The sequence below is a fragment of the Actinomadura sp. NPDC023710 genome (assembly GCF_040639875.1).
Lineage (GTDB): Bacteria > Actinomycetota > Actinomycetes > Streptosporangiales > Streptosporangiaceae > Spirillospora > Spirillospora citrea.
The window spans coordinates 168562-180573 of the sequence record NZ_JBFAGB010000002.1; the positions used below are offsets into that span (position 1 = coordinate 168562).

A 12012-nucleotide genomic window follows, 5' to 3' on the forward strand; every position below is an offset into this window, starting at 1 on the left:
GCGCTCCCGGCGACAGTGGAGGCATGCTGCGGGACGAGTTGTCACGCCGTGCGGAACGGGACCAGCGGGTCCGGGAGCCGGCCGCGCGCACGGGACGGCCGACGATCGTGCAGGAGCTGCGAGATGAGCACGAGGTGCCTCACCCCCGCGCGCTACGCGGCGCGCACCATGTTCCGCGCGACCACGTCATCGCCCTTGCTGCCGTCCGCGAGGTGCATGACGCGCCGCACTCCCAGGCCGCGGGTGGCCAAGATGACTGGATGCCATGACTGTGCAGAGCGGATTCGTATGGGATCGGCACGTCCACTGGTCATGACCGCTCCGTTTCGAGGGCGGCGACCACAACTCTGCCCCTGAATTGCATTTCTCCATGATAGAAGAAGTCACCTCAGGGCAGTTTCCGGGAACGCCAAAGCCGCCCACCATCGCCATTATTGGACGGCTGGACGGCAGGCGATCTGAACCGGCACGAAGAACGCGCCATTCTCGATCCATACAGATCGACGACAAGGAGGGGCTCCGACACCCGCCACGAGGGGCGGGTGCCGGAACCCGGTTCTGCGGCGACGGTTCACCGCAGGCGACTATGTGAGCACCACCGGTGATAGTGGCGGTCTATTGTGCCTTAACCGTGCGGGCAGCTTCCCTTGGGAGCGCGGCAGATCGGGCACTCGTCGGGCTTCACGTTCCTACCTCCGTTTGTAGAGACGTCAGCGCTTCGCCGCTGACGCTGTGAACTGTGTTCGAGAACGACACATCGGCAACCATTTGTGATACACGCCACCGCCAATGGGCCGATTGTCAGTGATCTTTATCTCATCCATTCGAAGAGTGTCACAGGCGATCGCACAGGGACCGCATGTGACCATCTTCTTCGGTTCTGTAATCGTCGCAGTCAGGCTGGGCCGCTACCGGCGCCAGGCGGCGATCACGTCGTCGGGGCCCCAGCTCAGGGCGACGTCACCGGTCATGTCCGTTCCGGAAAGGGACACCACGACGAGGTCCGCGGTCGCCGGGTCCAGGCCGGGCACCGCGGTGGCGGCTCGGCGGAGGGTCGCCAGATCGCGGTCGTCGAACGGGCCGTTGAGCCATTTGATCGAGCCGGCGAAGTGGATCCGGTTCGCCACGGGCGCGCGGTCGGCGCCGACGAGGTCGATCTCCGGGTCGAAGCGGCGGTTCCACCAGCCGCCGACCGCGCCGGCGTCCGGCCAGGGCAGGTCCGCCAGCTCCAGGGCCTGCCGGACGAGCGGTTCCACGGCTCTGCCCCGCCAGGACGTCCAGCGGCGTTCGATCAGGCGGAAGCCCGCTTCCGGCCGTCCCCGGCGGGCCTGCTCGTGGGCCGACCGGAGGACCGCCAGGTAGAGGCGCATGTTGCTGTCGGCGATGCGGTACAGGGCGGGCCTGCCGGACTTCACGGAGAGGGGGTGGTCCTCGACGAGGACGTGCTTCTCCCTGGTCAGCCGGCGCAGGAGAGGCGACAGGGTCCCGGACGGGAGCGCCTCGCCGCGTCCACCGGCCGCCGCGGCGATGTTGGCGTGCGTCCGGTCGCCGGCGCCGATGGCCTCCAACACGCGCCGCGCCGTGTCGGGGTTGGGGAACTCCGCCAGAAGGGACGCCTCAGGCACGCCGAACAGGGCCGCGGCCGGGTCGGCGCACTCGTCGCGCATGAAGTCCAGTGCGGGCGTGGCATGCGGCCAGGTGCGGATGATGCCCGGCAGCCCTCCGGAGACCAGGTGCGCGTCGATGGCGTCGGCGGCGCCGAGTCCGAGCGCCCGGCCCAGGTCGGCCGGATTCAGCGGTCCGAGCACCAGGTTGTCGGCCCGCCCGTAGAACGGGCGGTCGTAGGCGGTGAGGCGCTCCATCATGTGCAGGTCGCTGCCCAGGAGGAGGAGCAGGAGGGGCTTGGCGGACAGCAGCCGATCCCACGCGGTCTGCAGTGCGCCGTCGAACACGGGGTCCTGCTCGGCGAGCCACGGCAGTTCGTCCAGCACGACGATGGACGGAGTGTCCGGGAGAGCCGCCGCAAGGACCCTGAACGCGTCAGGCCAGTTGCCGCCGTCCAGGCGGGGGATGAGGCCGGGCTCGCCCGGCAGGGCCGATTCCCTGAGGTCGCGCGTGAACGAGGCCACCGCCTCGACGGGCGACGCTCCCTTCGTGGCGGCCGAGAAGAGGTACGGCACCCCGGCCCGGTCGCAGAACTCCTGGACGAGCCGCGACTTGCCGACCTGGCGGCGACCGCGCAGGGCGACCGCCGTCCCGGCCCCCTTGGCCGCGACCCGCTCCAGACGCTTTCCCAAGAGCGCCAGCTCGGCCGTCCTCCCGATGAACACCAGGCCCCCCAAGCGTGTAGCTCGAATCTATGTAGATTCAGTCTACGTAGATGAGAACTACCAAGGAAGGCCGATGCCGGTGGAGCTGTCCGTCGCCCTGGGCCGCGACCTCTAACGGCGGTGGCCTCACGAATCGTGACGCTCGGCCGGACTGAGGGCCGCCCCCCGAGGTGTGATTGAGTCGAGCGGTGCGCCTCACCATGATCGCGGCCCTTGCCGTCACCGCCCTGGCCGCCGCCGGCTGCGCGGACGCCACGGCCGAGGCGGACGCCGTCGACGACGCCCGCGACAAGGTCAGGCAGGTGAGCAACGCCATGTACGGCACCCGGCTGGTCAAGGCGGGCGACATCGGCCACCACATCGCGGACCTCAAGGGCGTCGAGGTCCTGAACGTGTCGGGCGCCGGCACCGGCACCCCGGGCGGCGTCCGGGTGACCGTGCGGGTCTCCGGCGTCGCGCTACGCGGCGAGGGCCTGTTCCAGGGGCCCGGTCGGGTCACCGCGAACCGCTGCTTCGAGCTGGCCTTCGACGGCAGGCCCGGCGAGTGGGACACCGCCCCACCGCCCGCTCCCTGCCCCGACGGCGCTCCCCCGACGTTCGCCCCATGGCCCGAGGCACCGCCGGTCTCCGCCGCGCGCATCGAGCGGGCCCTGCCCAAGGTGAACGCGCTTCCCTCTGGCCGGGGCGTGGAGGAGAGGGACGTCCGCGCCGCGTTGGCGAAGCTCGGCCTGCACCCCGCGATCAGGATCGAGACCGAGCCCCAGTCCGACTTCGCCGTCGGCGTGTCCCTGTACTCCGACGCCACGCCCCCGGGCAAACCGCGCTGCGTCCTCGCCAGCGTCTCCCCGGGCAAGACCAAGGCATGGGTGCCGTCCCCGACCGAGGCCAGGCAGGGCTGCAAGGCCCACATCGCCCTGGGGACCGGCCGTTAGCGCGCCTCGCGCTCCCTCCCGAGAATCAGCCGGAATCCAAGATCTCGAAGGCGTCGCCGGCGACGCCGACGGCCTGGTCGTCGTTGATGGAGATCATGCGCCAGGTCCCGCCGAGTTCGCGGGCCAGCCGGTCGTGCCGCGCGGCCCGCCCCCGGTTCCGGTGGGGCAGCACCACGAAGGGGACCAGGCCGAGCCCGGCGGTGGAGTCGACGGTTCCAGGGTCGTCCGCGGCTTGCAGCGCCCGCAGGTCCGGCCCGGCGAGAGCCGCTCCCGCCGAGATCCCCGCATAGGCCAGGGACCCGTCGGCGACGGCGGTCGCGGCAAGGCGGTCGAACCCGCTGCGGCGGACATGCTCCAGCAGGAAGATGGGATACCCGCCGGTGACGAACACCACCTGGGCTCCGTCCAGCGCACGCCGTAGGTCGTCACCTGCGGCGCGTTCGAGATCGAGGACGTCCACCGCCACCCCCTCCGTCCCGAGCAGTTCGGCGGCGACACCGACGAACGGTGCGGACGGCAGAGGATTCGCCGCCGTGGGGATCAGCACCGCCCGGCGCGGCACGACCGGCAGCGAGCCCAGCCAGGCGGGCAGCGCTCCCAGCCCGGCCGACCCCAGGAACAACCGCGCCGCCAAGAAGGTCACCCCCTGATTCTCTCCCGCCATGGACCCGGCCGGGGAGCGGTCAGGACGCAGGAGTGGCGGGGCGTCAGGGTCCAGGAGTCGATGGAGCCGGGGTCAGCGGAGGGGGCGGAAGAAGTCCTTGAGGTCGTCTGCGAGTAGGACGGGTTCCTCGTGGGCGGCGAAGTGGCCGCCGCGGGGCATGACCGTGTATCTCGTCAGGTTGTAGGTGCGCTCGGCCCAGGTGCGGGGTGGGTGGGCCAGGTCGGCTGGAAAGAGGGCGAGGGCCGTGGGGACGTCCACCGCCAGGACGTGGATGCCGACGAGGGCTTCGGGGTGGGCCTCCGCCAGACGGGCGCTGATTCCGGCACCCAGGTCGCCGCCGTGGGCGGCCTCGTGGGTGCGCCAGTCGTAGCCGTCCGCCCAGTAGGCGGTGAGGCGTCGCAGCGCGGCGGGGTCGGTGCCGGCGCTCCATCCGGGGGCGGGCCAGAGGTCCGGCCATCGGGTGCGGCGCAGCCGTGAGCGCAGGTCGTCCAGGTCGGCGTCGGGCACGGCGATCACAAGAGGCGTCACGGGCGCGCCTCCTCCGGTCCGAGGGTCTGGACGATCGCCGCCCTCGTCGCCTCGCGCGGCTCCGGTTCGGTGGTGAGCAGGGCGTGCATGACCATCCCCTCCAGCAGCGCGTCCAGGCGGGCGGCGGCGTCGGGGCCGGTGAAGCGGGCCAGCACGGCGCGGCTTCCCGCCGTCCACGCCTGCGTGAGGGCGCGGAGGGCGGGCACCCTGAGCGCCGCGAGGTGGAGTTCGAAGCCGAGCGTCGCGCTGCGCCGCCGGGCCGGCCCCCCGTGCACGTAGCCGACCAGGACGTCGACGAGTTGCTCGCGGCTCCCGACGTCGGCGAACAGGTCCTCGAACGCCGCCGACGCCACGTCCACGTACCGGGCGAACGCCTGCGCGTGCAGGTCGCCGAGACCGGCGAAGTGGTAGGTGACCGAGCCGAGCGGCACGCCGGCCCGGGCGGCGATGCTCCGGTGGGTCGCCGCCGCCGCGCCGTCCTCCGCGATGGCGTCGAGGGCGGCCTCGACGATGCGCGCCTTGCGGTCCGGGTCGTTGCGGCGTGTCCGCCTGCGGTCCTCCGCTGGTCCCGTCTCCCCCATATGTACAAACGTACACGAACCTTAGGAACAAACGTACATATCTGTCATCGCAGGTCAGCGAGGGCGGGGTGGGTACTTGGCGACGAAGAGGCCCTCGGCGGTCACGCAGTCTTCGCCGCCGGCCCGGATGGCTCCCACCATCCGGATCTTGCGGCCGTCCACGGAGACCTGGCGGGCGCTGATCGTGAGGGGCTCGAAGAGGGGCGTCAGGCGGTGGTAGCGCAGGGTGAGCTCCGCTGTCATGCCGGACTTGCCCGCCCATCCGTTCGCCACGCCGAGGGTGTGGTCCAGGAGGAGGGCCGAGATTCCGCCGTGGACGCTGGACGGCGGCCCCTGGTAGGGCAGGCCCAGCGTCGTGGCGGCCTCGATGGTGCGGGAGTCCGCGGCGGTGTATTCCAGCGGCGGGGCGATCGGGTTCTCGGGGCCGGTGACCGGGTCGTGGCGGGTGTTGCCGTCGCCGCGCCACATGTCGACCAGGCGGTCGCGCAGCGGCGGTGCCGCCGACTCCAGGTCGTCGGCCACGGCGTTCAGGCGGTCGGCCACGTCCGACATGTCGGCACCCGAGAGGTCTCCGGAGCGGACCAGCGCGTCGAGGACGCGGCGGGCCGCCGCGGCCGCCGCGTCCACGCCGGTCGCCTGCACCTCGGCCTGAAGGTCGAGGGTCATGACGCCGCTCCGGACGGCTGCGGGTCGCGCGGGAGGCCGAGGAGGCGCTCCCCGATGATGTTCAGCTGGACGTCGGTGGTGCCGCCCGCGATCGACATGTTGCGGGAGTTCAGGAACATCCAGGTCGGGTCGCCCCTCCCGCCCTCGCCCTCGCCGGAGAGCGCCTCCGGGCCGATCCAGTCCACGGCCGTCTCCCACACCTGCTGGATGTGCTCGACGCCGATCAGCTTGCCGATGCTGGACTCGGCGCCGGGCCGGCCCCCCGCGAGCGAGCGCAGCGTCGTGCGCAGGCCGAACAGGCTGCTCGACTGCGCGTCGCAGAGGATGCCGCCGAGCGTGGTCAGGCGCTCGTCGCCGGCGTCCGCGGCCAGCTTGATCAGGGCCTCGCCGCCACTGCCGAGGGACGAGTCGTGCGAGAGCGAGACGCGTTCGTTGGCGAGGGTCGTGCGGGCGAGCTTCCAGCCGTCGCCCGGCGCCGCGACGAGGAGGTCGTCGGGGATGAACACGCCGTCCAGGAACACCTCGTTGAACAGGGTGTCGCCGGTCAGTTCGCGCAGCGGCCGGATGTCGATGCCGGGCGACCTCATGTCGAGGAGAAAGTACGACAAACCCTTGTGCTTCGGGACGGACGGATCGGTGCGCGCGAGCAGGATGCCCCAGTCGGCCTCGCGGGCCATGGACGTCCACACCTTCTGGCCGGTGATCTTCCAGCCGCCCTCGGCCTTCTCCGCGCGGGTGGCGAGGGCGGCGAGGTCGGAGCCCGCGCCCGGCTCGGAGAACAGCTGGCACCAGCGGATGTCGCCGCGCAGGGAAGGGGGCAGGAACCGCTCGTGCTGGGCGGGCGAGCCGTGCGCGATCAGCGTCGGCACCACCCAGTTGCCGATGATCATGTCGTGGGCGCGCAGGCCGGCGGCGCGCATCTCCTCGGAGATGACGAGCTGGGTGACGGCGCCGGCGCCCTTCCCCCAGGGCTCGGGCAGGTGGGGGGACGTGTAGCCGCGGTCGGCGAGGTAGGCGGAGCGCTCCTCGCCGTCCAGGGCCTTGGCGGGCTCCAGCTCGGCGCGGACCTCGGCGCGGATCCGCTCGGCCTCCGGGGGAAGTTCGACGCGGAGTTCGCGGCGGACGCCGTCGAGGGTGAGGCGGGCGACGCGGCGGCGCCAGGACGCGGTGGAGCCGAGCAGGACGCGGAGGGTCTGGGCGCGGCGCAGGTAGAGGCTCGCGTGGTGCTCCCAGGTGAAGCCGATGCCGCCGAGTGTCTGCACGCAGTCCTTCGCGGTCTGGAACGCGGCCTGGACGCTGGTGGCCCCGGCGACGGCGGCCGCGAGCGACGCCTCCCGCGCCCGCCCCTCGTCCTGGGCGCGGGCGGCGTCCCAGGCGCAGGCGCGGGCCTGCTCGGCGTGCGCGAGCATCCGGGCGCAGCGGTGCTTGACCCCCTGGAACTGCCCGATGGGACGGCCGAACTGCTCGCGGACCTTGGCGTACTCGGCGGCGGTCGCCGTCGCCCGGTCGGCCAGGCCGGAGGCTTCGGCGGAGAACAGGACCGCCGCGAGGTCGCGCACGACCTGTGCGTCCAGATTCAGGACTGAACGGTCGGAGACCATCTGGTTCTCCGCCCCGACCCGGGCCAGCCGCCGGGTCAGGTCGTGGCTGGGCAGCTCGTCCACCCTCACGGCGTCCCGGGGCAGCACGATCCACGCCGTCGCGTCGCCGTCCTTCACCGGGAGGACGAGGACGTCCGCCGGCGGGGCGCCGAGGACGGGTCCCGACGTGCCGGTCACCGTGATCTCGCCGCCCGCGCGGGAGAGCGAGAGCGTCCCCGCGTCCAGGCCCACGGCGCCGACCGTGCTCCCGTCGGCGAGGGACGGCAGGTGCTCGGTGTGCCCCGCCCGGTGCAGCACGGCGCTCGCCAGCACCGTCGGCAGGAACGGCCCCGGAGCGACGGCCCGCCCCAGTTCCTCCAGGACGACGGCCAGTTCGACCAGACCGTAGCCCGCACCGCCGGCGTCCTCGGGAAGGTGCAGGCCGAGCAGGCCCTGCGCGGCGAGATCGTCCCAGAACGCGGGCGCCTGGTCCCGCTCGGCGTCCACGGCGGCGCGGACGGCCGCGGGGGTCACCTGCCGGGAGGCGAACGCGCGCACGGCGTCGCGCAGGTCGCGGTGCTCCTCGGTCAGCCCGATGGTCATGTGCTCCTCAGATCCGTTCGATGATGGTGGCCGTGGAGTGCGCGCCGCCCGCGCACATCGTGACGAGCGCCGTCGACTTGTCGGACCGCTCCAACTCGTTCACGGCCTGGGTGATGAGTCGCGCGCCGGTGGAGCCGACGGCGTGGCCGAGGGCGATGGCGCCGCCGTTGACGTTGACCCGGTCCATGTCCGCGCCGTGCACCGAGGCCCAGGACAGGACGACCGATGCGAACGCCTCGTTGATCTCCACGAGGTCGATGTCGGACAGCTTCATCCGGGCCCGGTCCAGCACGTGCCGCGTCGCCTCGATCGGCCCGTCCAGGTGGTAGTACGGGTCGGAGCCCACCATCCCGGACGCGACGATCCGGGCGCGGGGGCGCAGCCCCAGCTCGGCGGCCCGGTCCGCCGCCATCAGCAGCACCGCCGCGGCGCCGTCGCTGATCTGCGAGGAGTTGCCCGCGGTGTGGACACCGTCCGGGAGGACCGGCTTCAGCCCGGCGAGCGCCTCGGCGGTCGTGTCGCGCAGGCCCTGGTCGCGGGTGACGACGGCGGTCTCCCCGGTGGGGCCCTCCTTGGTCATCACCGGCGCCTCGATCTCCAGGATCTGGCCAGCGAAACGGTTCTCCGCCCACGCCGTGTTCGCCTTGACCTGCGATGCCAGCCCGAACGCGTCCGCGTCCTCGCGGGTGATGCCGCGCTTCTTCGCGATGCGCTCGGCCGCGGTGAACTGGTCGGGCATGTCCAGCTCCCATCCGTCCGGCGCCGGGCTGCCGGTCTCCGGCGTGAGCGCCCCGCCGAGGAAGACCCGGCTCATCGCCTCGACGCCGCAGCCGATCCCGGTGTGGACCGCCCCGGACGCGATCAGCCCGGCGACGAGGTGCACGGCCTGCTGGGACGACCCGCACGCGCAGTCGATCGTGGTGCACGCCGTCTGGTACGGCAGGCCCGCGTACAGCCAGGCGTTGCGGGTCACGTTGTTGGACTGCTCGCCCGCCTGCGTCACGCACCCGCCGACGACCTGCCCCACCGTCGCGGCCTCGACACCGGCGCGGTCGAGCAGCCCGCGCTGCGCCGCCCCGAGCAACTGCGCCGGATGGAGCCCCGAAAGGGCCCCGTACCGCTTGCCGACCGGAGTCCGGACGGCATCGACGATGACGGCCTCGGGCATGGAGGACACTCCTTCACTACGGACAGGCTGATCGGTGGACGGTGCCGGGCCTGTGGCGACGTTCTCGGGGCGGATCGGGCCGCTGGAGCCCGGGTCGGGCAACCGGCGCCGGATCAGTCGGATCGGGACTCGGCGGCGGGGGCGAACTCCGCGTGCACGAGGCCCGCCTGCTCGGCGAAGGTCGGCCCGTGGTCGCCGCGGACGAGGGGGGGCGGCCGGGCACGGCCGCGGCCACCGCCTCGAAGAGGGTCGCCAGGTTCAGCGTCATGGCGCGACACTAGAATTCATTCTCATTCGGGCACAACGGGTGTCCCACTCAGCGGTCCGGGCCGATCATGCGGGCGGCGCGGACCCGCTCAGCGGGACGTCACCCGCGGCGGAACTAGAATACGTACTAGCCTCCCGGCGGACGAGATCATCACCGACCCGGAGGTTCCGATGAACGCCGACCTCTCTCTGGCGGGCCGCACCGCCGTCGTCACCGGCGCGGGCGCGGGGCTGGGCCGCTGCGAGGCCCTCGCCCTGGCAGCGCGGGGCGCCAACGTCGTCGTCAACGACGTGGGCCCGGCCGCCGAGGAGGTCGCCGCCGAGATCAAGCGGGCGGGCGGCCAGGCCGTCGCGGTGACCGGGGACGTCGGCGACTGGTCGATGGGCGACACGCTGGTGTCGGCCGCGGTCGACACGTTCGGCTCGCTGGACGTCCTGGTCAACAACGCGGGCGTGCTGCGCGACAAGATGCTGTTCAACCTGTCGGAGTCGGACTGGGACGACGTGATCCACGTCCACCTGAAGGGGCACGCGTCGGTGTCGCGGGCCGCCGCCGTTCACTGGCGTACCGCCAGCAAGGCCGCGGGCGGTCCCGTCTACGGACGGGTGGTCAACACCGCGTCGGAGGCGTTCCTGTTCGGGTCGGCCGGCCAGCCGAACTACTCGGCGGCGAAGGCCGGCATCGTCGCTCTCACGCTGTCGACGGCGGCGGGCCTCGGCCGGTACGGGGTGCGCGCCAACGCGATCTGCCCCCGGGCCCGGACGGCGATGACCGAGGCGACGTTCGCCGAGGGCACCTCCCCCGGAGGGCTGGACTCCATGGCGCCCGAGCGGGTCGGGACGTTCGTCGGCTACCTCGCGTCCCCGGCCGCGGAGAAGATCAGCGGGCAGGTGTTCGTCGTGTACGGGGACATGGTCGCGCTGATGGCCGCGCCGACCGTGGAGCACAAGTTCACCGCCGCGGACGGCGTCTTCTCCGTCGAGGAGCTCGGTGAGCAGGTCACCCCGTACTTCGAGGGACGTGAGCCGCACAGGACCTACGCCGCCTACAGCGTCGCCGCGCTCGACGACACCGGCACCAGCAGGCACTGAAGCGCGGACGACGGCCGCCCCGCGAGGCGAGGGGCGGCCGCCGTGTGCTCAGAACATGTCCGCGCCGCGGAGGGTGGCCTCGGCGCCGCCGTCCACGTAGATGACCTGGCCGGTCATGTGGGTGTTGACCGGGGAGATCAGCCAGCGCAGCGCCGCTGCGATCACTTCGGGGCCGGCGAAGCCGTTCAGCGGCATCGGGACGGCCTCCTTCATGATCTCGAACATGCCCTCGTCCTCGAAGAGCGGGACGGTCATCGGCGTCCTGACGACGCCCGGCGCGATCGCGTTCAGCGGGATGCCCGCGCCCGCCCACTCGGGGGTGGCGCAGACCCGGCGCATCCACTGCGCGAGCGCCGACTTCGACGACGGGTACAGCCGGCCGCCGGCGCCGCTCTCCTCGACCTTCGTCGCCGCCGCGATCGCCGCCGGCTCGTCCAGGTCCAGGCAGGCGCGGACGGTGTCGTCGTCCACCGGGTGGGTGCCGGAGATCGAACCGACCACGGCGGCGCGCGGCGCCCCGGCCTTCGCGAGCGCGGGCCGCAGCCCGTCCAGCAGCCCGACGACACCGAAGAAGTTCACCTTGACGGGCATGATCGTGAAGTCGGAGACGCCGGCGCAGGCCACGACGGCGTCGAGCCGCCCGCCCGCCTTCTCCAGCGTCTCTGCGACCGCGCTCGCGCGGCCATCGGGGACACCGAGGTCGGCGCAGACGTCCGCGTCGCGACGGTCGATCCCGATGACGGTCTCGCCCGCGTCGCGGAGCATCCCGGCGAGGGACTCGCCGATGCCGGACGCCGAACCGCTGACGGCGATGGTGCGTGCCATGGTGGTCCCTCTCAGGTGTGGGCGCCGCCGTCCACGCGGAGGTCGGCGCCGGTGAAGTAGGCCGCGTCGGACGAGGCGGCGAACGCGATCGCGGCCGCGACGTGCTCGGGCTCGGCCGCGCCGTAGTAGGAGCGGATCTTCGTGAAGTAGGTGAGGTCCAGGCCGTCCGGGAACATGCCGGGCGCCCGGGTCAGCGGGGTGTCGACGGCGCCCGGGGAGATCGGCACGACCCGGATGCGGCGGGCGGCCAGCTCGGCGGCGAGGCTCAGCGAGAACGCCAGCACGGCCCCCTTGGACGCCGAGTACGCCGTCATGAACGGGTTGCCCTGCGTCGCCGACAGCGAGGCGGTGTTGACGATCACGCCGGTGCGATCGGGGAGGTGCCGGAGGGCCTCGCGGCAGAACAGGGCCGTGCCGACGAGGTTGACGGAGAACATCCGGTGGAGGTCGTCCACCGTGAGGGTCTCGATCGGGGTGGTCTTGTGGACGCCCGCGACGTTGACGAGGACGTCGATGCCGCCGAGCGTCCCGGCCGCGTCCGCCACGGTCGCGACCACGGCGGCCTCGTCGGTCACGTCCGCCACGCGGGTGGCGATGGTGCCGGGCCCGCCCGCCGCGGCGGCCGTCTCCGCGAGGCCCCGCTCCGAGACGTCCACGGCGTACACCGCGGCGCCCTCGGCGGCCAGGCGGATCGCGGTGGCCCGCCCGATGCCCGACGCCGCCCCGGTGAGCAGCACTTTCACGCCGTCAAAGCGATTCATGGCGGCACGCTAGCC

Annotated in this window: 12 protein-coding genes; 3 read left to right on the plus strand and 9 right to left on the minus strand. The window is 72.7% G+C overall.

Annotated elements, in window-relative coordinates; all coding sequences use genetic code 11:
- The first annotated feature begins 23 nt into the window (after positions 1–23).
- Positions 24–269, plus strand: coding sequence for a hypothetical protein (locus AB0H37_RS02845; RefSeq protein WP_360610957.1), 246 nt, complete (start codon positions 24–26; stop codon positions 267–269).
- A 639-nt stretch (positions 270–908) separates the two neighbouring features.
- Here the strand turns inward: AB0H37_RS02845 and AB0H37_RS02850 are convergent.
- Entirely contained in the window at positions 909–2330 is a 1422-nt protein-coding gene (locus AB0H37_RS02850) for an ATP-binding protein (protein ID WP_360610959.1), read from the minus strand.
- Positions 2331–2506: 176 nt separating this feature from the next.
- Here AB0H37_RS02850 and AB0H37_RS02855 point away from each other — a divergent pair, with 176 nt between their 5' ends.
- Entirely contained in the window at positions 2507–3262 is a 756-nt protein-coding gene (locus AB0H37_RS02855; RefSeq protein ID WP_360610961.1) for a hypothetical protein, read from the plus strand.
- Between the two features lie 25 nt (positions 3263–3287).
- Here the strand turns inward: AB0H37_RS02855 and AB0H37_RS02860 are convergent, their stop codons facing one another.
- The 6 genes from AB0H37_RS02860 to AB0H37_RS02885 all read right to left on the minus strand — a co-directional run bounded on the left by AB0H37_RS02860 (position 3288) and on the right by AB0H37_RS02885 (position 9052).
- On the minus strand, positions 3288–3905 hold the full coding sequence (locus tag AB0H37_RS02860; protein WP_329086601.1) for a Type 1 glutamine amidotransferase-like domain-containing protein: 618 nt from the start codon (positions 3903–3905) through the stop codon (positions 3288–3290).
- A gap of 93 nt (positions 3906–3998) precedes the next feature.
- The gene (locus AB0H37_RS02865; RefSeq protein WP_360610963.1) at positions 3999–4454 is read right to left on the minus strand and encodes an epoxide hydrolase N-terminal domain-containing protein; all 456 of its coding nucleotides are present in this window, start codon (positions 4452–4454) and stop codon (positions 3999–4001) included.
- Positions 4451–5035, minus strand: a complete 585-nt coding sequence (locus AB0H37_RS02870; RefSeq protein ID WP_329086597.1) for a TetR family transcriptional regulator — start codon at positions 5033–5035, stop codon at positions 4451–4453. The genes AB0H37_RS02865 and AB0H37_RS02870 overlap by 4 nt, the downstream gene beginning before the upstream one ends.
- Before the next feature lie 54 nt (positions 5036–5089).
- Entirely contained in the window at positions 5090–5701 is a 612-nt protein-coding gene (locus AB0H37_RS02875) for a PaaI family thioesterase (protein ID WP_360610965.1), read from the minus strand.
- Positions 5698–7884 (minus strand): acyl-CoA dehydrogenase, encoded by a 2187-nt coding sequence (locus AB0H37_RS02880; RefSeq protein WP_360610967.1) that lies wholly within the window; start codon positions 7882–7884, stop codon positions 5698–5700. The genes AB0H37_RS02875 and AB0H37_RS02880 overlap by 4 nt, the downstream gene beginning before the upstream one ends.
- 7 nt (positions 7885–7891) lie before the next feature.
- Positions 7892–9052: a steroid 3-ketoacyl-CoA thiolase gene (locus AB0H37_RS02885; protein WP_360610969.1), complete on the minus strand. Its 1161-nt coding sequence runs from the start codon at positions 9050–9052 to the stop codon at positions 7892–7894.
- A gap of 438 nt (positions 9053–9490) precedes the next feature.
- On the opposite strand from AB0H37_RS02885, the gene AB0H37_RS02890 reads away from it, so the two are divergent.
- On the plus strand, positions 9491–10411 hold the full coding sequence (locus tag AB0H37_RS02890) for a 3-oxoacyl-ACP reductase (RefSeq protein WP_360610971.1): 921 nt from the start codon (positions 9491–9493) through the stop codon (positions 10409–10411).
- Between the two features lie 48 nt (positions 10412–10459).
- Here the strand turns inward: AB0H37_RS02890 and AB0H37_RS02895 are convergent, their stop codons facing one another.
- Positions 10460–11236, minus strand: coding sequence for an SDR family oxidoreductase (locus AB0H37_RS02895; protein ID WP_360610973.1), 777 nt, complete (start codon positions 11234–11236; stop codon positions 10460–10462).
- A gap of 11 nt (positions 11237–11247) precedes the next feature.
- Positions 11248–11997: an SDR family oxidoreductase gene (locus AB0H37_RS02900; protein ID WP_329086580.1), complete on the minus strand. Its 750-nt coding sequence runs from the start codon at positions 11995–11997 to the stop codon at positions 11248–11250.
- Between the last annotated feature and the right edge of the window lie 15 nt (positions 11998–12012).

Excerpts from the sequence above, each read along its gene's own strand:
- AB0H37_RS02845 (WP_360610957.1), top strand. The coding sequence starts at position 24 with ATGCTGCGGGACGAGTTGTCACGCCGTGCGGAACGGGACCAGCGGGTC.
- AB0H37_RS02870 (WP_329086597.1), bottom strand. The coding sequence starts at position 5,035 with ATGGGGGAGACGGGACCAGCGGAGGACCGCAGGCGGACACGCCGCAAC.
- AB0H37_RS02875 (WP_360610965.1), bottom strand. The coding sequence starts at position 5,701 with ATGACCCTCGACCTTCAGGCCGAGGTGCAGGCGACCGGCGTGGACGCG.
- AB0H37_RS02880 (WP_360610967.1), bottom strand. The coding sequence starts at position 7,884 with ATGACCATCGGGCTGACCGAGGAGCACCGCGACCTGCGCGACGCCGTG.
- AB0H37_RS02885 (WP_360610969.1), bottom strand. The coding sequence starts at position 9,052 with ATGCCCGAGGCCGTCATCGTCGATGCCGTCCGGACTCCGGTCGGCAAG.
- AB0H37_RS02890 (WP_360610971.1), top strand. The coding sequence starts at position 9,491 with ATGAACGCCGACCTCTCTCTGGCGGGCCGCACCGCCGTCGTCACCGGC.
- AB0H37_RS02895 (WP_360610973.1), bottom strand. The coding sequence starts at position 11,236 with ATGGCACGCACCATCGCCGTCAGCGGTTCGGCGTCCGGCATCGGCGAG.
- AB0H37_RS02900 (WP_329086580.1), bottom strand. The coding sequence starts at position 11,997 with ATGAATCGCTTTGACGGCGTGAAAGTGCTGCTCACCGGGGCGGCGTCG.